General features: G+C 60.4%; 18 protein-coding genes and 5 tRNA genes. 4 read left to right on the forward strand and 19 right to left on the reverse strand.

Annotation, left to right across the window (positions count from 1 at the left end):
- The 11 genes from carA to rpsF form a co-directional block, all read right to left on the reverse strand.
- Window positions 1–1,440, reverse strand: coding sequence for a glutamine-hydrolyzing carbamoyl-phosphate synthase small subunit (gene carA / locus DXC18_RS02315; protein WP_117716201.1), 1,440 nt, complete (start codon window positions 1,438–1,440; stop codon window positions 1–3).
- A 223-nt stretch (window positions 1,441–1,663) separates the two neighbouring features.
- Entirely contained in the window at window positions 1,664–2,629 is a 966-nt protein-coding gene (locus tag DXC18_RS02325) for a hypothetical protein (protein ID WP_117716202.1), read from the reverse strand.
- Window positions 2,630–2,648: 19 nt separating this feature from the next.
- Window positions 2,649–4,421 carry an ABC transporter ATP-binding protein gene (locus DXC18_RS02330; RefSeq protein WP_117716203.1) on the reverse strand — a complete coding sequence of 591 codons (1,773 nt, stop codon included), beginning with the start codon at window positions 4,419–4,421 and terminating at the stop codon, window positions 2,649–2,651.
- 247 nt (window positions 4,422–4,668) lie between these two features.
- Window positions 4,669–5,364, reverse strand: coding sequence for an NUDIX domain-containing protein (locus DXC18_RS02335; protein ID WP_199412171.1), 696 nt, complete (start codon window positions 5,362–5,364; stop codon window positions 4,669–4,671).
- A gap of 21 nt (window positions 5,365–5,385) precedes the next feature.
- Complete coding sequence (purD, locus tag DXC18_RS02340) at window positions 5,386–6,690, reverse strand: phosphoribosylamine--glycine ligase (RefSeq protein WP_117716204.1); 1,305 nt, start codon at window positions 6,688–6,690, stop codon at window positions 5,386–5,388.
- 117 nt (window positions 6,691–6,807) lie between these two features.
- Window positions 6,808–8,094: an adenylosuccinate synthase gene (locus DXC18_RS02345; RefSeq protein ID WP_117716205.1), complete on the reverse strand. Its 1,287-nt coding sequence runs from the start codon at window positions 8,092–8,094 to the stop codon at window positions 6,808–6,810.
- Between the two features lie 93 nt (window positions 8,095–8,187).
- Window positions 8,188–9,585: a replicative DNA helicase gene (gene dnaB / locus DXC18_RS02350; protein WP_006235827.1), complete on the reverse strand. Its 1,398-nt coding sequence runs from the start codon at window positions 9,583–9,585 to the stop codon at window positions 8,188–8,190.
- 218 nt (window positions 9,586–9,803) lie between these two features.
- Entirely contained in the window at window positions 9,804–10,343 is a 540-nt protein-coding gene (gene rplI / locus DXC18_RS02355; RefSeq protein ID WP_022094073.1) for a 50S ribosomal protein L9, read from the reverse strand.
- A gap of 15 nt (window positions 10,344–10,358) precedes the next feature.
- Entirely contained in the window at window positions 10,359–10,625 is a 267-nt protein-coding gene (gene rpsR / locus DXC18_RS02360) for a 30S ribosomal protein S18 (protein ID WP_006235829.1), read from the reverse strand.
- A 72-nt stretch (window positions 10,626–10,697) separates the two neighbouring features.
- Entirely contained in the window at window positions 10,698–11,150 is a 453-nt protein-coding gene (locus tag DXC18_RS02365; RefSeq protein WP_006235830.1) for a single-stranded DNA-binding protein, read from the reverse strand.
- A gap of 48 nt (window positions 11,151–11,198) precedes the next feature.
- Entirely contained in the window at window positions 11,199–11,492 is a 294-nt protein-coding gene (gene rpsF / locus DXC18_RS02370) for a 30S ribosomal protein S6 (RefSeq protein ID WP_006235831.1), read from the reverse strand.
- Window positions 11,493–11,997: 505 nt separating this feature from the next.
- Here rpsF and DXC18_RS02375 point away from each other — a divergent pair.
- The 4 genes from DXC18_RS02375 to DXC18_RS02390 all read left to right on the forward strand — a co-directional run bounded on the left by DXC18_RS02375 (window position 11,998) and on the right by DXC18_RS02390 (window position 14,538).
- Window positions 11,998–12,088 (forward strand) — tRNA-Ser (locus tag DXC18_RS02375).
- A 48-nt stretch (window positions 12,089–12,136) separates the two neighbouring features.
- Window positions 12,137–12,227: transfer RNA gene (locus tag DXC18_RS02380), tRNA-Ser, on the forward strand.
- A 369-nt stretch (window positions 12,228–12,596) separates the two neighbouring features.
- Entirely contained in the window at window positions 12,597–13,286 is a 690-nt protein-coding gene (locus DXC18_RS02385; protein WP_229057814.1) for a trimeric intracellular cation channel family protein, read from the forward strand.
- Between the two features lie 106 nt (window positions 13,287–13,392).
- The gene (locus DXC18_RS02390) at window positions 13,393–14,538 is read left to right on the forward strand and encodes a polymer-forming cytoskeletal protein (protein WP_117716206.1); all 1,146 of its coding nucleotides are present in this window, start codon (window positions 13,393–13,395) and stop codon (window positions 14,536–14,538) included.
- Between the two features lie 129 nt (window positions 14,539–14,667).
- Here the strand turns inward: DXC18_RS02390 and typA are convergent, their stop codons facing one another.
- The 8 genes from typA to gyrA form a co-directional block, all read right to left on the reverse strand.
- Window positions 14,668–16,506 carry a translational GTPase TypA gene (typA, locus tag DXC18_RS02395; protein ID WP_089572581.1) on the reverse strand — a complete coding sequence of 613 codons (1,839 nt, stop codon included), beginning with the start codon at window positions 16,504–16,506 and terminating at the stop codon, window positions 14,668–14,670.
- A 117-nt stretch (window positions 16,507–16,623) separates the two neighbouring features.
- Window positions 16,624–17,073 (reverse strand): hypothetical protein, encoded by a 450-nt coding sequence (locus tag DXC18_RS02400; RefSeq protein ID WP_089572580.1) that lies wholly within the window; start codon window positions 17,071–17,073, stop codon window positions 16,624–16,626.
- Between the two features lie 30 nt (window positions 17,074–17,103).
- Entirely contained in the window at window positions 17,104–17,493 is a 390-nt protein-coding gene (locus DXC18_RS02405; RefSeq protein ID WP_117584034.1) for a hypothetical protein, read from the reverse strand.
- Window positions 17,494–17,994, reverse strand: a complete 501-nt coding sequence (locus tag DXC18_RS02410; protein ID WP_117716207.1) for a bifunctional nuclease family protein — start codon at window positions 17,992–17,994, stop codon at window positions 17,494–17,496.
- A gap of 184 nt (window positions 17,995–18,178) precedes the next feature.
- Window positions 18,179–18,255 (reverse strand) — tRNA-Ile (locus DXC18_RS02415).
- 4 nt (window positions 18,256–18,259) lie between these two features.
- Window positions 18,260–18,335, reverse strand: a tRNA-Ala gene (locus DXC18_RS02420).
- Between the two features lie 67 nt (window positions 18,336–18,402).
- Window positions 18,403–18,479 (reverse strand) — tRNA-Ile (locus tag DXC18_RS02425).
- 297 nt (window positions 18,480–18,776) lie between these two features.
- A complete protein-coding gene (gene gyrA, locus DXC18_RS02430; protein ID WP_199412174.1) occupies window positions 18,777–21,488 on the reverse strand; it encodes a DNA gyrase subunit A in 2,712 nt (903 codons plus the stop codon).
- Between the last annotated feature and the right edge of the window lie 185 nt (window positions 21,489–21,673).

Consider the following 21,673-nt stretch of genomic DNA (forward strand, 5'->3'; position numbering starts at 1 on the left):
TTAGTTCTCCTCGGTCGCAGCGTTCTCGGACTCGGCGAAATTCCAGCCGGCAAGGCGGTCCTTCGCGGTGTCGATGTCCAGGTAGTTCTCCTCGCCGTCCATGAGTCGCGTAAAGGCGGTAAAGAGATAGTGGGCATCGGTGGGGCCGGGCGAGGCCTCGGGGTGGTACTGGACCGAGAAGCACGGCGCGTCGAGCAGCTGGATGCCCTCGGCGGTGCCGTCGTTGAGATTCACGTGTGTCAGGCGAATGCGGCCAAAGCGCTCGTTCATCACGACCGGCGCGATACCGCGGCGTACCCAGATGCGCAGATCGCCGTCGACCGCGTGCTCGGTCTCGCCGCCCGAAAGCTCGGGGACAAGCTTGCCCAAGCTGGGGAACAGCAGTCCGAAGCCGTGGTTTTGCGCGGTAATCTCCACGCGGCGGCTGACCAGATTCATAACCGGCTGGTTGCCGCCACGGTGACCGAATTTGAGCTTTTCCATCTGGGCGCCGCATGCCAAGCTGATCATCTGGTGACCGAGGCAAATACCAAAGACCGGCACCTTGCCGATCAGCTGCTGCACCTGCTCGTAGGTCTCCACCACGGCATCGGGGTCGCCGGGGCCGTTGGACAAAAAGACGCCGTCGGGATTCATGTCGAGCACCTGACGCGCGGGCGTATCCCACGGCACGACGGTGAGGTCGCAGCCGGCACGGACCAGGCCCTCCAGGATGCCGCGCTTGACACCGCAGTCGTACGCGACCACGCTGTGGCGGGCGGGGGCGGCAGGAGCCAGTGCAAAATTATGCTCGGCGGGCAGGTCGCTCGCAGCAAAGGCATGGGGCTCAGGGCAGCTCACGGTCTTGACCAGGTTCTCGCCCACCAGCGTAGGCGCGGCGGACAGACGCTCGGCAAGCTCGTCGACGTCAAAGATTTCCGTCGAGATAATGCCCATCTTGGAACCGTTGTCGCGCAGGTGGCGCACGAGAGCGCGGGTGTCGACGCCCTCGATCGCGACAATGCCGTGTGCACGCAGGTACTCCGGCACGCTGACAGTCGAGCGCCAGTTAGAAGGCGTGGCGCACATGTCGCGAACGATCATGCCGCGCATGGCTGGAGCACTCGCGGGGCGAGCGGTGTCACCGGGGAAGGCCGACTGGACGTCGGTCTCGTCAATGCCGTAGTTGCCGATCTGCGGATAGGTCATGGTTACGATTTGGCCGGCATAGCTCGGATCGGTCATGACCTCAAAGTAGCCCTCGAGCGACGTGTTAAAGCAGACCTCGCCGGTTGCGGTACCCTCGGCACCACATGCACGGCCATAAAAAATGGTCCCATCCTCAAGATATAGGATGCAGGGACCGCAGGCGCCCTTACTGGTTTTAGCCAGCATACGCTGGCACAGTTCACTGGGCGCGATGGTGCGGGCGGCAGCGCCCGCAATATGGTTGTTCGCCATAATTCTCCTTCCCGGTCTCACAGGACCGGCTTAAAGGTGTGCAGTTAGGCCTCGCGGTATTCTAACCGCAAGCATCGCCCATGGCATTAATTACATAGAATTGTTTACAAAATGATAGTTATGACTTCCTATGCATAATGATTTTTCTAGGACGGGGATTAAAAAATCATCCCGCGTGGGCTTGCGGCTCACGCGGGATGACATCGTTCTATGTGGCTGCGGACTACTTTTGCTTGTCCTGCTCCAGCAGATCGGACGGCGTGCGATCGGGCTTGCCGCCGCGGAAAATATCGCGGCCATGCAGACGATGCTCCAGGTCACGTTCGGCCTTTTCCTCGTCAATCTTGGTCTGGCTTACCGCCGGGTCCTCGATAAGCGACGAAACCGAGTTGACCTGTTTTTGAATGCGCTCGGCAATGGTGTCGTCCATGCTAACGATGCGCATCTTCCAGTCGATACTCGTGGCGTTGGACGAGCTCTTGGTCCAAACGAACGTCAGGATGGCGCTTTGGTGCCCCTGAGCAGGAAACATGCCAAAGAAGGAATCATGCTGGATATTGCTGTCCTCGTCGATATAGGCGTGAACGTTATACACCACGCGGTCGATCTTGTCGTTGAGCAGGGCATTGGTTGCGAGCGCCGCCGCCTGAATCTGACCGTTGGACAGCAGCTCGAGTTCATTGGCAGAAGACGTGTCCAGCACCGTCACCTCAACCGTGCCCGTGCGCTCATCTGCCTCGTCGACGGTAAAATCGAGCGGGAACTGCGTAAAGCCATTGCCCCATTCAAGTCCACCCTTGAGCGCGGTCGAAACGGTATCCACCGAAACACTTTCGGAAAGGTTCGCGGTATTCAGACGTCGCATCACGCCGTAGCCAATCTGCATGCCAACAATCAGCACCAAAATACCAATGACCACGGCCATGGCGGTCTTCGTAATGGTATGGCTCACCTGCGAGCCCGAAGGGTCGTCCTCGGACAGCGGGTCGATATGTTTTGCCTGGCTCGCGCGATCCTCGCTGCGCAGCCGCGCCAGCGTCGCCTTGTCGCCGCGCTTGACGGCGGCCTCTTTCTCGCGCATGCGCTCGGTGCGCTTTTTGGCGAGCGTAGGATCCAAGACGCCGGATGCATCGATTTCGGAGAATAACTCCGTCACTTCTTCCGGAGTCAAAGGGTTCTTATCAGCCATGATCTTCCTGTCATATCAATCAGTCGAGCTCGTGCGCACGCGCACCTTCGAACTGCATTCGATAGTAACGGGCATAGGTGCCGCCACGGGCGAGAAGCTCCTCGTGCGTGCCACGTTCCACAACGCGACCATGCTCAACGGTCGCAATCTCGTCAGCATGCTTAATAGTCGAGAGACGGTGGGCGATGATGATCGTGGTACGGCCGCGTGCCAGCTCTTCGAGCGACTCCTGCACCGCTTCCTCGCTCTCGTTATCCAGGGCACTCGTCGCCTCATCCAAAATAAGGATCTTGGGATTCTTGAGAAAAACGCGCGCGATGGCGACGCGCTGCTTTTGACCACCCGAAAGACGGCTGCCGCGCTCGCCCACCACGGTGTCGTAGCCCTGCGGAAGCGATTCGATAAAGGTATCGATATTGGCGCGGCGGGCCGCCTCGGCGATCTCTTCTGCCGTGGCGCCCGGCTTGCCGTAGGCGATGTTCTCGCCGATCGTTCCATCGAACAGGTACACATCTTGCTGCACCAGGCCGATGGCACGGCGCAGACTATGCTGCGTCACGTCGCGCACATCCTGGCCGTCGATGCTAATGGAGCCGGCGGCAACGTCGTAAAAGCGCGGCAACAGCGAACAAGTCGTCGATTTGCCGCCGCCCGAGGGACCAACCAAAGCGATGGTCTGACCGGGCCGAATGGACAGATCCATATGGTCGATAACAGGGCGTCCGTCGGCGCCGCGCTCGCCCAATTCAACATCCTCGTAGCTAAAGCACACGTCGCGGTACTCCACGGCACCAGCCGTCACCTGCAGATCCGCAGCACCCAGCTTATCCTGAATATCGGGGACAGTCGAGAGCACCTCATCCATGCGCTTAAAGCCGGCGATGGCTTTCTGATACGTCTCGGCCGAATTGACGAGCGTCTCGAGCGGCGTGCAGAACAGCGAAATGTAGAGCGCGAAGGTTGCCATATCGACCGCCTGCAGCTGACCCTGGGCAACGAGCCAACCGCCCAGCAACACCACGATCACATAGAGCACGCCCGAGAGCAGGCCATACGTCGCGGTGTAGACGCCCATGGCGTGATACATGTTCTCCTTGGACGAAAGATAGCGATCGTTCGAAGCGCGAAACTTAGAGCGCTCGGTCTGCTCATTGGCAAAGCTCTTGACCACACGCATGCCCGCCAGCGAATCCTGCAGCTGTGCATTTATGCCGCTAATCTTTTTGCGGTTATCGCTAAAGACCTCGCGCATGCGCATATTCTGCCAAAACATAATGACCGCGAACACCGCTGTCACCACAGCCATGGCGAGTGCGAGCACCGGCGCGATGGTAAACAGAATCACAAACGAGCCGATGATCTCAATGCCGCAGATAATAATCCATTCGGGCACGTGGTGCGCCGCCTCGCAGATATCGAACAGGTCGTTGACCACGCGGCTCATCATGTCGCCCGAGCTGTTGCGATCGAAGTATGCAAAGCTAAACCGTTCGTACTGATCGAACAGGTCCTCACGCATCTTGGACTCCATGCGCGCGCCCATCACGTGGCCCCAATAGCTCACAAAGTAGCGGCAGGCACAGCGAATGACATACATCAGCACCAGTCCCACCGCGATCATACCGAGCGCCTGCATAATGGCAGCATGACCCTGGGTAAACAGCCCACCGGTCAAATTGCGCAGAATAATAGGAAACGCAAGGTCAATGGCGGCAAGCACCAGAGCACAAACAGTATCGGCAACAAAAAGCCCCATCTGGGGCTCGTAATACGAGAGAAACCTTTTAAACATGCAATCCTCGAAGAGAAATAAATAGCGTGAGAAATCCGGTTGAACCGGTCAGGCTGAAAACAAAGCGTCCCAACAAGCATAACGCCGATGTTCTGGCAGCGTCAGCGAAAACGTCCCTAAGCGAGCAAGGTGCCTTGAAAGAGGAGCGACGCGTACTTCGGTACGCGAGCGACGATTGAAAGGCAGATTGCCGCTTAGGGGCGTTTGCAGCGTCGACTCGTTACGCGGTTTGGTAAAACCGCGTAACCTAGAGCTCGGCCCCACCCAAGCGGTGCGCGATGCTATCGCAGGCCAAGGCGCCCACGACGGTCTTGGCGTCTTCGATCTTGCCGTCGAGCACGGCGTCGATCAGCTCGTGCAGCGGCACCAGGTCCACGTTGACAAACTCGTCATCATCGGGGTTGGGCGCGTCGAACTCGAGCTTGGTGGCCAGGTAGACATGAATGATCTCATCGCAAAAACCGCAGGACGTGACAATCGACGTCAAAAAGCGAATGCGACCGGCCCTAAAGCCCGTCTCCTCATGCAGCTCGCGTTTGGCGCAATCGAGCGGGTCCTCGCCCGGGTCGAGCTTGCCGGCGGGAATCTCGACCGTCACGCGGTCGATGGCGGTGCGGTACTGACGCACCAGTACGATCTTGCCGCTCTCGGTCAGTGCCACAACGGCCGCCGCACCCGGATGGCGAACGATATCACGGGCGCTGCGGCGACCGTTGGGCAGCTCAACCTCAAGACGGTGGACGTCGAGGATCTTGCCCTTCCAGGCGCACTCCTCCGAAAGAATCTTCTCGTGCAGCTCGGCATCGTGCGGGTCGTCGTCGCCCAGCACCAGCGCCGGCTCGTCAGCGACCTCGCCACCAGGCTCGCCCTCGGCGTGCCCATACATGCGGCTGTCCTCCTCGACGATCTGCGCGTCCACGAGTTCTTCGTTCTTCTCGTCCATCCGTCTCATTCCTCTCGGATTTTAGGCATCCCAGGCGTCGCGGCCGCGCAGCGCGCGCAGGCCGATGTCGTGACGCAGGGTCTTGCCCTCAAAATCAATCTTCTCGCAGGCCTCGTAGGCAAGGTTGCGAGCGTTCTCGAACGTGTCGCCCAGAGCGGTCACGGCAAGTACGCGGCCACCATTGGTCACGAGCTGGCCGTCCACCACGGCAGTGCCCGCGTGGTACACGGTCACGTTCTCCATGGCCTCGGCGTCGGCGATACCGGTGATGACCTTGCCTTTCTCGTAGCTGCCGGGGTAGCCAGCACTCGTCAGTACAACGGCCACGGCCCACTCGTCGCGCCAGTCGAGTTCAATCTGATCGAGTTCGCAGTTGGCGCAGGCGAGCATGACCTCAACCAGGTCGTTCTTAAGGCGCGGCAGCACGACCTGAGTCTCGGGATCGCCAAAGCGGGCATTGAACTCCAGTACCTTGGGACCGGCAGGCGTGAGCATAAAGCCGCCGTACAGGCAGCCGCGGTAGTCGATGCCCTCGGCAGCGAGCTCGGCCACGGTCTGCTCCATGACCGCCACCATGGTGGCGTGTTCCTCGTCGGTCACGATGGGCACCGGGCTGTAGACGCCCATGCCGCCGGTGTTGGGGCCCTTGTCGCCCTCGAGCGCGCGCTTGTGGTCCTGCGAGGTGGCCATGGGGCGCACGGTCTTGCCGTCGGTAAAGGCCAGCAGCGAGCACTCGGGGCCAACGAGCATCTCCTCGATAACCACCGTGTTGCCGGCATCGCCAAAGGTGCCGCCAAAGCACTCGCGCACGGCCTCTTCGGCCTGCTCAAGTTCGGTCGCCACGATAACGCCCTTGCCCGCGGCAAGGCCGTCGGCCTTCACGACCAGCGGAGCGCCCTGCTCGCGCACGTAGGCGAGAGCCGAAGCCTCGTCGGTAAACGAGCCGTAGGCTGCCGTCGGGATACCGGCGCGCTCCATGAGCTGCTTGGAGAACAGCTTGGAGCCCTCCATCTGGGCGCCCTCGGCACCCGGGCCAAAGCAGGGAATACCCGCCGCGCGCACGGCGTCGGCCACGCCCGCCACGAGCGGAGCCTCGGGGCCAATTACCACGAGTCCGCATCCGTGGCTCTGAGCAAACGCCGCCACGGCCGCAGGATCGCAGTCGTCGAGAACAACGTTCTCGCCGCAGCTCGCGGTGCCGCCGTTACCCGGCGCAATGTAGAGCTTGCCGGCGCGCGGTGATGCTGCGAGCTTGGCCGCCAGAGCGTGCTCGCGGCCGCCGCTGCCCAACAACAGGATGTCGATGGTTTGAGTGTCCGCCTTCAAGGGTGCCTCCTCTATGGATGAACGGCCCGCTCCGCGCGAGCCCTTTGCAAGCAAATATACCCCTCGGCCGCCCACTTGGGCTGCAAAGGGGTATATCGCAATAACCGTATGAACCGATTACTTCCAGAATCGGTTGATGATCTGCTCGCGACCAGCGCCAACGCCGATAAACGTCACGCGGGTGTGTGCCAGATCCTCGATAAACGCCACGTAGTCCTGGGCCTCCTGCGGCAGCTCGTCAAAGCTGCGGCAGCCGGTGATGTCGCACTTCCAGCCGGGGAGCTCCTCGTAGATGGGCTTGGCATGCTCAAAGCGCACCTGGTGCTCGGGCACGCTGGTGTAGCGCTCGCCATCGACGTCGTAGGCCACGCACACCTTGATGGTGTCGAAGGCCGAAAGCACGTCGAGCTTGGTCAGGGCAATATCGGTGAGGCCGTTGACGCGCGAGGCGTAGTTGGCGATGGGGCCGTCGAACCAGCCGCAGCGACGACGGCGACCGGTAGTCACGCCGTACTCATAGCCCTCCTCGGTCAGCGTGTGACCGGCCTCGGACTCATAGGAAAGCTCGGTGGGCATGGGGCCCGAACCGACGCGGGTGATATAGGCCTTCATGACGCCCAGCACGCGGTCGACGTTCTTCATGCCCACGCCGGAGCCGGTGATGGCGCCGCCGGCGGTGCAGTTGGAAGACGTCACGTACGGATAGGTGCCGTGGTCGATGTCGAGCAGCGTCGCCTGGGCGCCCTCGAACAGCAGGTCCTTGCCCTCGTCGATCATGTTGTTGAGCAGCAGGCTCGTCTCGGTGATGTAGGGACGCAGGCGCTCGGCCATCGGCAGGTACTCGTCGCAAATCTGGTCCACGGTGTAGGTGGGCAGGTTGTAGATGAGCTCGAGCTCGGGGTTCACGCGGGCGAGAGCGGTCTCCAGCTTGTCGCGGAACAGTGCATCGTCCAGCATGTCCTGCATGCGCAGGCCAATGCGGGCCATCTTGTCCTGATAGCACGGACCGATGCCGCGCTTGGTGGTACCGATGTTCTTCTTGCCGAGCTTCTGCTCAAAGGCGCCATCCAGATCGATGTGGTACGGCATGATGACATGCGCGTTGCCGCTAATCTTGAGGTTCTTGGTGGTGATGCCGTCGGCCTCGAACATGTCAATCTCCTCAAGAACAACCTTGGGGTTAACGACGCAGCCGTTACCGATCACCGACACGTGGTCGGAATACATGATGCCGGAGGGCACCTGGTGCAGGCCGTACTTCTTGCCGTTGACGACGATGGTGTGGCCGGCGTTGTTGCCGCCCGAGTAGCGTACGACGGCATCGAAGTCGCCGGCGACCAGGTCGCAAATCTTACCCTTGCCCTCATCGCCCCACTGGGCACCGACCAAAACGGTTGACGGCATGTTTACTCCTTACATTCATGGACTGTCTACGCGCCACGCCGGCACGCAGAAGCACAAAACATTCCCAGTATACCCGTGCAACGGGCGCCTGTCCTACTCCTCGGCATGTGCCCCATCAAGCTCATAGAACTTGGTGGATGCCGGCAGGAACATCAGGTCGACGTCGCCGATCGGGCCCGAACGGTTCTTGGCCACGACGATACGCGTAACGCCCTCGTCGGGTCGATCGTCGCGCGAGGCCTCGGCCTCGTCGGCAGAGCGGTCCAAGAACATAACGATATCGGCGTCTTGCTCGATGGAGCCTGATTCACGAAGGTCGGAAAGCTGCGGGCGCTTGCCGGTACGGGATTCGACCTGACGCGAGAGCTGCGATAGCGCGATGAGCGGGATCTTGAGCTCCTTGGCCATAATCTTCAGACCACGCGACATCTCGGAGACCTCGACGGTACGGCTCTCGGAGCGGCGTCCCGGCGGAGGACTCACCAGCTGCAGGTAGTCCAGGATGATGATTGCCTTCTCCTTGTTGTGGAGCATGCGGCGGCTCTTGGCGCGAATCTCGGTCACTGTGGTGCCGGGCGTATCGTCAATCAGAATATCGAGTTTAGACAAGGTCTGCGTGGCCTCGTTGATATTGGCCCACTGCTCGGGGCTAATGCGGCCCATGCGAAAGTCACTGATCGAGATCATGGCGTAGGCGCAGATCAGACGCTGGGCAATTTCCTTGCCCGACATCTCCAGCGAGAAGAAGCCGACGGTATAACCAGCGGCGGCAGCGTTGAGCGCCAGATTCAGGGCGAACGACGTCTTACCTACAGCAGGACGGGCGCCGATAATGATGAGCTGACCCTCGCGAAAGCCCATGAGCATGCGGTCGAGCGACGGGAAACCCGTGGGTACGCCCGCCGCCTGACCACCGGCCTGACACACTTCCTCGGCCTCGTTATAGGCCTCGACCATAAACTCGGTCAGCGTCTTGTAGCTCGACTTGACCTCGCGTGCCGTGACCTTGAGCAACTTGCTCTCGGCCAGCTCCACAACCTCTTTGGTGTCGGTGGGGGCGTTATATGCCAGCGCGTTGATCTCGTTGGTGGCGCCGATCAACTCACGCAGCATCGAATCGCGGCGAACGATGGCGGCATGGTGCTGCCAGTTGACGAGCGACAGGGTCTGACCCATCAGCTCCAAAATGTAGGCCTCGCCGCCCACGGCATCAAGCTTGTTGATGCTTCGCAGGTAATCAATCAGCGAGATGGAGTCGATGGGAATGCGGCTGTTGTACATATCGACCATCGCGGTATAGATGGTCTTATGAATGGGCCGGTAGAAGTCATCGGGCTGCAGCTCGACCTGGGCCTCTTCGACCACCTCGGGCGATAGCAGCATAGCGGCCAGTACATTGGCCTCTGCATCTTGGTTTTGGGGAAGACCCAACTTGGAGCCGCGGTCCTCAACCGTCAGCCCGGTCTCCCTATCGTCATATGCCATGAGCATCCTCATTCATATCGCTTGCGAGCATCCATAGTATCAGCCACGGTCCCAAAACGCGCCGCGCGCCGCCAATCATCACCGAACCAAACGGATGAACGGTCCTGTATATAGGACTTCGACGCAACGTTCACCATGACACTCACTCAGCGCAAAAAACAAAAGGGCGCCCTGGTTTCCCAGAGCGCCCTTCTTAGAACAAGATTGTTGCGTTGCAGCAAATGCTACTCGGCAGCAGCCTCAGTCTCGACCTCGGCGGTCTCGGCCTCGGCGACCTCAGCGGCCTCCTCGACCTCAGCCTCGGCAGCGAGCTCCTCGGCGGTAACGCCGACGAGAACGACAACCTCGGCCTTGATCTCGCGGTACAGCGAGATGGCAACGGTGTGGGCACCGGCAACCTTGATGGGCTTACCGAGCTCGACGCGCTTGCGGTCGATGTCCATACCGAGCTGAGCCTTGATGGCGTCAGCGATCATAGCGGCGGTAACGGAGCCAAAGAGGATGCCCTCGTCGCCGACCTTGACGTCAACGGTGACCGTCTTGCCCTCGAAGGCAGCCTTGGTCTCGTTGGCGGTAGCCAGACGGACGGCCTCGCGCTTGGCGATGTTGTTGCGACGCTCGTCAAGCTGCTTGAGGTTGCCCTTGGTGGCGGCAACAGCGAGCTTCTTGGGGAACAGGAAGTTCTCAGCGTAACCCTGAGCGACCTCTACGACGTCACCCTCGCCGCCCTTGCCCTTGATCTCATCGAGAAGAATAACCTTCATGATGCGTCTCCCTTCTTAGCCGCGGTCGCGGTTGCCACGAGAGGAAACCACGGGGACGGTGTACGGCAGGAGAGCCATCTCGCGGGCGCGCTTGATGGCGTTGGCGATGTCATGCTGATGCTGCGTGCAAGCGCCAGTGACGCGACGGGGCTTAATCTTGCCACGGTCGGTCATGTACTTACGGAGAAGCTGAGTGTCCTTATAGTCGATGAACTCAGTGTTCTCCTTGCAGAACTGGCAGTACTTACGACGCGGCTGACGTGCAGAAAAATCATTAGCCATGTCAAAATACCTTTCGTTTGGCAACTTCGGCGAACCGAAGCCGCCTCTCACTCAAAAATAGGTGAACAACCCTTAGAACGGGATGTCCTCATCGTAGACGTCGACCGCGGGCGGCGTAGCCACCGGTGCGGCAGGACGTGCTGCGGGCGCGGGAGCTGCGGGGGCGTAACCGCCCTGGTCGTAGCCACCCTGGCCACCACGGGAGCTCATAAACTCGATCTCATCGACGATGACCTCAAGCTTGCTCCGGCGCTGGCCGTCGCGCTCCCAAGAGCTGTAGCGCAGCTTGCCCTCGATCGCGACCTTGTTTCCCTTTGCCAGGAAACGGCTCACGGCCTCGGCGCGGGTGCCGAACATGGTGCAGTCGACAAAGTTGGGATAGTCCTCCCACTCGCCAGTCTGCGCGTTGCGGCGACGATCGTTCACGGCGACGCCAAAGGACAGAACCTGGGTTCCGCCGGCGGTGGCGCGCAGCTCGGGATCGCGGGTGAGGTTACCGGTGATGTTCACTCGATTGATGCTCATAACTCACTACTTCCTCTTGGGGCACAAGCCCAGTCCAAAACGACAGTCTTACTCCTGGTCGTCGCGACGGACAATCATGTGGCGGACCACAGCGTCGGTGATGCGCAGGACGCGATCAAGCTCGGCGATCTGGGTAGGATCTGCGTGGAAGTTGATGAGGGTGTAGTCACCATCGGTGAGGTCGTTGATCTCGTAGGCGAGCTTGCGCTTGCCCCACTCGTCAACGGAGTCGACCTTGCCAGCGCCCTCAGCGATCGTGGTATCGATACGCTTCATAACAGCGAGACGAGTCTCGGGGTCGAGCGACGGGTCAACAAAGAACAGCAGTTCATAAGCCTTCATATTGTCACCTCCTCTGGGCAAATGTGGCTTCAGGTCGTGAAGGTGCGCCTGAAGCAGGAAAAGACTTGGTAATAATATCTTTCAACCTCCTAGGCTGCAAGAATATGCAGCTACAACCTCATGACCTCCACATATGTCCATGCTCACACGGCACTTCATGCGCATTCCAACCAAATGCTGACCAAATGCTTGACGGATCTGTGTTCAAGATACGGTGCCGTGGGGACAAGCTGAGCCAAGCCGCAGGTCAGCGGGCACAAGGCTGTGGTCGCAAAATGCATACCAGTGGCCCACAGCACCACCCAAAGATTTTTAAATTCATTGCCAAGTCGCTTATGAATACCCTTTTTTGAACAATTGAGTTGATCGACCACGCTGGTCGGAAGCCGTTTTTTGGGACCTCAAGCCCCACTGCAGCGCCAAGCACGGCCAAGCGTTTTAAAAAATGCCAACTTTTCTGTTTGCACTTTGCGGTTCCTCGTGTATACTGACTTTCGCATTTAACGGAGAGTTGTCCGAGTGGCCGAAGGAGCACGATTGGAAATCGTGTAGGCGTCAAAAGCGTCTCCAGGGTTCAAATCCCTGACTCTCCGCCAGTTAATTCCAAAGCAGGCCTTCGAGCCTGCTTTGTTTTTACCCCACGCGGAGGGGTGGCAGAGTGGTTGAATGCGGCGGTCTCGAAAACCGTTTGGCCTGTATAAGGTCACGAGGGTTCGAATCCCTCCTCCTCCGCCATTTTGGTTGAGAAAGCTCCCGAAAACGGGGGCTTTTTTGTTTAGAGTCCCTTACAAGCAAATACGGCGGAGGAGGAGGGATTCGAACCCGCCAGGGCGCAAAGCGTAAAGAAAACGCGCCAGTGGCGCGTTTTTAGCGCAGCGCGGTCGGCGTAAGCCGACCGGATAAATTTTGAGCGCTGCTCAAAATTTGGACATCCCTCCTATTCAGCCACGCCCCCATCGCGTTCAGCATCGACCCAGATCCCCAAACATGGAACCTACGCCCCCACCCAGTCCCGACCGTTTACCGAGCAATAGGATCACCACGCCCGCCAACCATGTACTATGTACGGGCATTGTCTAAACCCGCAACCAAAAGGACCCCATCTTGCCCGTCGTCGCCGCTATGACCGTTACCTCACACGCCACAGATGCCATGGTCGCCATCCCGTTTTGGCTCGAAATGTTCGCCGTCGTCGCGGCTTCAATCTCGGGCGTGTTGGTCGCGCGCGAGCACAAGCTCGATCTGGTGGGCGCGGTCGCGCTTGCCGTGGTCTGTGGCTTGGGCGGCGGTCTTTTACGCGACATGACGCTGCAGGTGGGCAACGTCTACATCCTCAACCAGCCAATGGCGCTGCCGCTTTCCATTGCCACGGCAGCCATCATCTATATTTTCCCGGCAATCGTCGACAAGCCCGAAAAACTCATTCCCCTGCTCGACATCATCTCGGTCGGCATCTACGCCGCCACTGGAGCAGACAAGGCGCTGGTCTACGGCTTTGCACCGGCGGTGTGCATCATGATGGGCTTTTTCACCGCGGTGGGCGGCGGCATGTTGCGCGACGGCTTTATGGGCGTGGTTCCGGGCATTTTCCAACGTACTAACTTTTATGCCATCGCCGCCATCGCCGGATCGACAAGCTATGTGTGTCTCGTTATGAGCGGCATTATGAGCAATGTCGCCGCGCTGGTCGTATGCGTTGTCGTGACCATGGGTCTGCGCTGGCTCTCGCTGCGCTTTGACATCAAAAGCCCCACCGAAGAAGATATCGCGCGCTTCTTGCACCGTAAAAAGTAAACAGCACGGCACGACCCTTCGAAATGCAACCGAGAGGTTCTTTTAGAGCGCCCACGCGTTGGGTACCCTGTTAGGTGTATGTCGAGCATCTGACGAAGGATTCACTATGCCCTGTAATCAATTCCCGTCGACCCAGCGCCGTAAAGCGTGGGTCCGCATCACGATCCTATTCGCGCTCGTCGCCCTAGCGGTCACCGCACTTCCCACGGCGTCGTTCGCCGGCACAGACACCGCAGGCAACGTACTTGCGACCGACAATGACGCCAATTCGTCCGGCGTCGAAGGTGACCTGTACTGGGCAGGTCAGGCCCTCAACTTGGACGATGCGTCCATCGGCCGCGACATAATTGCAGCAGGCGAGAGCCTCTCCATCCGCGACTGCACGGTGGGCGGCGCCGTCCGCTTGGCGGCGCGCACCATCGACATTGCCAAGACTACGGTTGATGGCAGCGTGACCGTTGCCGGCCAGCATGTCGTGCTCAATTCCGACAGCACCACCAACTGTTTCTATGCGATAGGCGAGACGGTTGCCCTGCGCGGCTCTACCAAGTCGGCAGCGCTTGCGGGCGATACGGTGACTATCGATGGCACCGTCGAGGGCGATGTCGAGGTTTGGGCCGATAAGCTCATCCTGGGCAAGAACGCCCACATCACCGGCACCGTGAACGCGCACGTCTCCGAGGACCCCGAGCGCGCCGCGGGAGCCGAGGTCGGCGCGCTCAAGATCGACCGCACCGAGAGCGAGGATACTTCCACCGTTAACGATGTCATCGGCGGTATCGTCGCCGCGGCACTCTCGGCCTGCTTTGTCGCCCTACTGCTCGAACTCGTCTTTCCGCGCGCAACCGCCAGCGCCGCCGGCATGCTCCACCAGCGCCCCATGCCCCTGTGGGTGAGCGGTCTTCTGGGCACGATTGCTATCGTCCCCGCCGTCCTACTGCTAATTATCTCTATCGCTGGTCTGTCGCTTGCCGGAGCCCTCATGTGCGGTGTTATTGGCATCGCGCTGGTGTCGAGTGCCTTTGCAGGGTGCGCGATCGCGCGCATGGTCGGACACAGCCAGAACCGCTACGCCATGGCGGCCGCCGGCGGCGTGATCGCAGGTGCACTTACGGCAATCCCCCTCGTAGGCGATTTCATCAGCGGCGTGGCCTTTGTCTTCACGCTCGGCTATGTTATCCAGATCATCTGGCGCAACGCTCACCTAAAGTCGCAACAGCCGGCTAATACGCCGGAACTCCCCACCGCCTAGCTGCCAACCACCACAAAGGGGACAGGCACCTTTGTGGTGGTGCAAGCGAACCTGTCCCCCTTGCACCAAAAAGGGCGCCGACCATCGCGGTCGACGCCCTTTCTTATTGGCGGTTATAAGCCCCAGCGCTTATTTGTTGACCTGACCGGCACGGACGGCGGCCTTCTTGCGGTCGGTGGCATTGAGCAGACGCTTGCGCAGGCGAATATTCTTGGGAGTGATCTCCACCAGCTCGTCATCGGCGATGTACTCCAGCGCCTCCTCCAGCGAGAAGGTGCGGGGCGGCACCAGCTGCACGGAAATATCGGAGGTCGAGGAACGCTGGTTGCCCAGGTTCTTGGTACGGGCGATGTTGACGACCATGTCGCCGGCCTTGCTGCGCTCGCCCACGATCATGCCCTCGTAACACTCGGTGCCCGGCTCAACAAACAGCTGGCCACGCTCCTGCAGCGTGCCCAGGGCATAGGCAACGGCCTTCTCGGTGGTCATGGAGATCATGGCACCGTTCTGACGGTTGCCGATCTCGCCGGCGTAGGGACCGTACTCCAGGAAGGTGTGGTAGAACACGCCCTCGCCGTGGGTGACGTTCATGATGCGGTTCTTAAGGCCCATGATGCCACGCGTCGGGATCTTAAACTCAAGGTGCGTCACGATGCCCGAGGTATCCATACTCGTCATGATGCCACCGGAGGTGCCGAAGACCTCAACGACCTTGCCCGAGTACTCGTCCGGGCACTCGACGACGGCCTGCTCGACAGGCTCCATCTTGTTGCCGTTCTCGTCCTTCTTAAACAGAACGCGCGGACGACCGACCTGGAACTCAAAGCCCTCGCGGCGCATGGACTCCATCAGAACGGACAGGTGCAGAATGCCGCGGCCCGAGACCTCGACGCCGCTCTTGTCCTCGAGCTCCTCGATCTTCATGGTCACGTTGTTCTCGGCCTCGTTGAACAGGCGCTCCTTGAGCTGACGGGCACCCACGATGTCGCCGTCACGGCCGACGAGCGGGGAGGTCGAAGCCTCAAAGACGATGGACAGGGTCGGCGGGTCGATCTCGATGGGCTCGAGCTCGACGGGGTTCTCGGGGTCGGTGTAAACATCGCCGATATCGGTGCGGTCGATGCCCACGACGGCGGCGATGTCGCCGGCGCCGACTTCCTGGCACTCGGTGCGGCCCAGGTAGTCGAAGGTAAAGAGCTGCTTGACGGTAGCGGTGGCGCTGGAGCCGTCGTTCTTGACGACCAGGATCTGGTCGCCCTGGTGGATGGTGCCGGAGTACACGCGGCCGATGCCGATACGGCCAACGAAGTTGGAGTGGTCGATGGTCACGCACTGCATGGCCAGCGGGGCGTTCTCATCAACCTCGGGCGCGGGCATATCGTCGATAATCATATCGAGCAGCGGATACATATCCATGTTGCCGTCATTGGGATCGAGGCGGGCAAAGCCGTTGACGCCGCTGGCGTAGATGACGTGCTCCATGGCAAACTCGAGCTGGTCGTCGGTGGCGCCCAGGTCGGCCATAAGGTCGAGGCAGTCGTTGTAGGCCTTCTCGGGGTTAGCACCCGGACGATCAATCTTGTTGATGACGATCATGATCTTAAGGCCGGTGTCGATAGCGTGACGCAGCACAAAGCGGGTCTGGGGCATGGGGCCCTCAAAAGCGTCGACCAGCAGCAGGGCGCCGTCGGCCATACGCAGCACACGCTCGACCTCGCCGCCAAAGTCGGCGTGGCCCGGGGTGTCGATGACGTTGATCTTAACGTCCTTGTACTCGATAGAGATGTTCTTGGCGAGAATCGTAATGCCGCGCTCACGCTCCTGGTCGTTAGAGTCCAGGACGCGGTCCTCGACCTGCTGGTTGGCACGGAAGGCGTCCGTGGCACGCAGGAGCTTGTCGACCATCGTCGTCTTGCCGTGGTCGACGTGGGCGATGATGGCGATGTTCCTCAGATTGTCTACGCGCATGTAGTTCCCCTATCTTCTATCCATATACAAACGGCACGCGTATGCGGCCCGCCCAGCGATACAACGCTCAGCGGGAATATTGAGCCTTTTACCGAAAACTCGTTTATTTTAGCGATTTTAGATAAGAGGGGTTTCCTCACCTGCAGGTTCAGGGTCGCTCCACATAAAACCATCGCCGGCACCCATGCCCTCATACAGCACGTATGCCGAAAAACCGCTCTCGAGCGTGGTTTCGAAGAAGCTCACGAGCAGGGCGTCGTGATAGCCGCCGTCAATTTCGACACAACCGGTGTAGCCGATGGCGTAACGGGCGATGCGGCCCAGCCCCTCGTCCTTAAGACCCATCTTGTGCTCGGAGATAAAGTTGGTGGCAGCCTCGAGGCACGCCTCTTCGCCATCCTCATCGAGCGCCGCCAGATAACGGTTGGAAGCAGCGTCCTCGATCGCCACAACTACGCCCGGATTCTCGCCGGCGGCAAGGTCGTCCAAGAACGCACCAATCAGGTCACACACCATGGCGTCGAGCTCGGCGGAGACGTTACCGGCGTCCTGCATATCCTGTGCCATCTTTAGACCTTCCCATCGAATCCGGCGTCGTTACAGTTCTTGTGCCTCAGCAGCGATCTTGGCGGCAGCGTCGCGGGCGTGCATCATATCCACCGCACGCTTGTCGAGCACCTTGATCTGACTGGTCAGCATTACCGCGTCGACCACGCCCCAGATCACCAGGCCCGTAGAGATCGAAAACCCAAGCGCACCAACTGTACCACGAAGGCGCGAGCAGATTGCCGCGACAAGGGCGGAGATGACAACCATCTTGATAAACGAGCCGCGGCGCTCGCGAAGCGTGCGGGCCTGTGTCACATAGGCGAGGCGGGCCGCCTCGGATGCTTCCGAGCGCATCTGGGCTTCACGCGCGATGGCGGCCGCCTCAGCCGACATGCCGCCGGCCATCAGCGAACGCTCCGCAACCTGGACGCCCCGCATTTAGAAGTCATCGGGGGAGAGCGTATGGACGAACTCGTCGAACTTCTCGAACTCCTGCTCGTCGTCGACTTCCTCGGCATGGGCAGAAACGGTGCCCAGGCGATTCATGATGTCGTCCTCCACAAACATGGGAGCATTGCTGCGCACGGCAAGGGCGATGGCATCGCTGGGGCGGGCATCGATCTTGCGCTCGTCACCATCGGCCAGTACGACAATCGTCGCGTAAAACACCGGCGGCTCGGCGCGAACGATCTCGATGCGCTCGAGCTTGGCGCCCAGGGCGTCAACGGTATCGAGCAGCAGGTCATGGGTAATCGGGCGCTCGGCGCGGCCGCTATCGATGCCGCGGCTGATGGCAGCAGCTTCAAACGAACCAGTCTGAATGGAAAGGGAACGCAGCGGCGCGGGCGAGTCCGATTTGCTGCTGCGCTCACGAAGTACGATAAGCGATGGCACGGGACCGGCGGCCATGACGATGGTCTCTATGTCGACGCGAACCATGGAACACCTCCGGTACGTAGCGGTTAACACGCGGCAGCCCGCCGCATTGAATAGCTATACTACCCAAACTTTCGCACAGCACACAAAATCAAAGTAGTTAATTTGGGACGGGGCTTTTTTGACTACTTTCAGTAGGTAAGAAAAAAGCCCCGAGGCAACGCCCCAGGGCTCTTCACGGTTTTGATGGTGGACCTGACAAGATTCGAACTTGTGACCTCCCGGTTATCAGCCGGACGCTCTAACCAACTGAGCTACAGGTCCATCATGGTGGAGGTTAGGGGGATCGAACCCCTGACCTCAGGCTTGCAAAGCCCGCGCTCTCCCAGCTGAGCTAAACCCCCACGGAGACAGTAATAAACACCCCAGCGGCGACTCGGCTCTCGCTGGGGTGTTTATTGCGAAAGAAAGTGGTGGACCTGACAAGATTCGAACTTGTGACCTCCCGGTTATCAGCCGGACGCTCTAACCAACTGAGCTACAGGTCCATCGCGCAAGGGATATATTAGACGAGTCGTTACGCGCGCGTCAACAACTTTTTTGAAAATCTTTGAGGGGTGTGTCAGACGGCTGGGCGAGATTGTTTTGGTTTGCTGCTCGGACAGTCCTGCGCAAGACGAAGGCCACATTAAGTGGCCTTCTTTGCGTGCGGAACTCGCGACAAACCAAAACCATCTCGCCAGCCCAGCGACCATGGGGTCCCAAAGTTTTCAAAAAAGCGGTCGGCGCGCAGTGCGCCGACCGCCGATATATGGGGTCTGATATTTTCTACCAGCTAGGGCCTCTTACTCGTCTAGGAGATCCTCTGGCATGTCATTGCCGTCGCCTAGGTCGACTGGGGCCTCTTCGGTGTCGGCTGCGGCCTCGGCGCCTTCGCCTTCGGGCTTCTCCTTGGCGGCCGTCATGCGGGCTACGGCGCAGATGCGGTCGTTGTCGTCGACGGTCATCATCTTGACGCCCTGGGTGGCGCGGCCGGTCTGGCTGATCTCGTCGGTCTTGACGCGAATGACCGTCGCGCCCTCCGTCACGATGAACAGCTCGTGCTGCGGGCCCACCGTCTTCATGGCCGCGAGGTTACCCTTACGCTCGGTCATTTGGATGGTGTAGACGCCCTGGCCGCCGCGATTCTGCTCCGGGTAGTCCGCGACCGGCGTGCGTTTGCCGTAGCCGCGCTCGGTGATGACGAACAGATCGCCGTTGCCGTTAGTGACTTCCATGCCCAGAACGCTCACGCCGTCCTTCATGCCGATACCGCGAACGCCGCTGGTGTCGCGGCCGGTGGCGCGCACCTGCTCCTCGGAGAACATGATTGCCTTGCCCGCGGTGGTGGCTAGGATAATCTTGTCGCCCTCGCGCACGCGGCGCACGTTCAGCAGCGCGTCGTCGTCACGCAGGTTGATAGCGATCAGGCCGTCGCGGCGGCTGCGGTCGTATGCGCTCATCACGGTCTTCTTGACCATGCCGCTCTTGGTGGCAAACATCAGATACTCGTCGGCCGGGAACTCGCGGCAGCTGATGACGCTCGCGATCTTCTCGCCCTCCTCGAAGGGCAGCAGGTTGACGATCGCGGTACCGCGCGCTTGGCGCGTACCCACCGGCAGCTCGTGCACCTTCAGGCGATAGACCTTGCCCCTGCTCGAGAAAAACAGCACGTACTCGTGCGTGGACGCGATAAACATCTCATCGATGACATCGTCCTCTTTGAGGTTGACGCCCGACACGCCCTTGCCGCCGCGCTTCTGGGCGCGGTAGGCAGCCACCGGGATACGCTTAACGTAGCCGGTGTGGGTGATGGTCACGACCATGTCCTCGTCGGCGATGAGGTCCTCGACATCCAGGTCCTTCTCAACCTGGCTGATCTCGGTGCGGCGCTTGTCGCCGAACTTCTTCGAGATCTCGCGCATCTCCTCCTTGATGACGCCCAGAATCTTCTCCTCGTGCGCCAGCAGGTCCTCGTAGTAGGCGATGGCGCGGCGCAAGCCGTCCAGCTCTTCCTGGATCTTGTCGCGCTCCAGGCCGGTCAGGCGGCGCAGCTTCATCTCGAGGATGGCCGTGGTCTGCTCGGGCGTAAAGCCAAAGCGCTCGATCAGGCGGCTGCTGGCCTCGGAGTCGGTCTGCGAGGAGCGGATGATGCTGATGACCTCGTCGATATGGTCAAGGGCCATCAGGTAGCCCTCGAGGATATGCGCGCGGGCCTGGGCCTTCTTAAGGTCGAAGCGGGTGCGGCGGGTGACGACGTCGACCTGGTGGTCGATGTAGTGCTGCAGCATCTCGCGCAGGCTCAGGCATTTGGGCACGCCGTTGACAAGCGCCAGGTTGTTGGCGCCAAAGGTCGTCTGCAGAGAGGTGTACTTATACAGGTTGTTGAGCACGACCTGCGGAATGACGCCTTTCTTGAGCTCGATGACCAGACGGATACCCTTCTGGTTGGACTCATCGCGCATATCCGAGATGCCCTCGATGCGCTTGTCGTTGACGAGCTGGGCGATCTTCTCCTGCAGGGTGCCCTTGTTGACCATGTAGGGAATCTCGGTAAAGACCAGGCGGCTGCGACCGGTCTTGGTGGACTCCACGTGTGCCTTGGCACGCACGGTAATGGAGCCGCGGCCGGTCTCGTAGCTCTGCTTAATGCCGGCGCTGCCCATGATGATGGCGCCGGTGGGGAAGTCCGGACCGGGCATGATCTGCATGAGCTCGTCGACGGTGGCGTCGGGGTTGTCGATCAGGTAGCAGGTGGCCTCGATCGCCTCGGTGAGGTTATGCGGAGCGATGTTGGTGGCCATGCCGACGGCGATGCCCTGGCTGCCGTTGACCAGCAGGTTGGGGAAGCGCGCAGGCAGTGCCACGGGCTCGGCGAGCGATTCGTCGTAGTTGGGCTGCCAGTCGACGGTATCCTTCTGCAAGTCACGCAACAGTTCCATGGCGGGCTTTGCCAGGCGGCTCTCGGTGTAACGCATGGCCGCCGCGCCGTCGCCATCGATGTTGCCGAAGTTGCCGTGACCGTCGATGAGCGGCGTGCGCATGGAGAACCACTGCGCCAGGCGAACCATGGCCTCGTAGACCGCGAAATCGCCGTGCGGGTGGTACTTACCGATAACTTCGCCGACCGTCCACGCCGACTTCTTGTGTGGGCGGTTGGGGTAGATGCCGCTCTCGTTCATCGCGTACAGGATGCGGCGGTGCACCGGCTTTAAGCCGTCGCGCACGTCCGGCAGGGCGCGCGCCGTGATGACCGACATCGAATACTCGATGAACGACTGCTTCATCTCACGGCCGAACTCCGAAATCTGGAGCTGGCCGCCGTTGATATCCTCGCCGGCAGAGGCGCCACGGTCGACTTCGCCAAAGCTCTCCTCGAGCTCGCCGTCGTCGTCTTCTTCCTCATCATCATCGGCATCGGGGTTATAGGCGTCCGGATCGCCGTCCTCGCCCTGCTCAGCACGGGCAAGCAGGCGTTTCAGATCATCGGGCATACCGGCATCGCCGGCCTCGCCCATACCCTCGTTATTGTTGATATCGTCTGCCACGTTACCTCCTCATGGTTTGCGTGGTCCATTAGTTCCCTGCCACGGAGACGAATTACCGGGAACACCGGATAACCCTCCTAGGTTTTCCAGGTGCCCCAGGTTGCCCTGAAGGATGAGGGCGCGCGCCTTGCGTGCGGCGCCCGAAATCCTGAAGG

It is taken from the genome of Collinsella sp. OM08-14AT, assembly GCF_003438115.1.
Classification (GTDB): Bacteria; Actinomycetota; Coriobacteriia; order Coriobacteriales; family Coriobacteriaceae; genus Collinsella.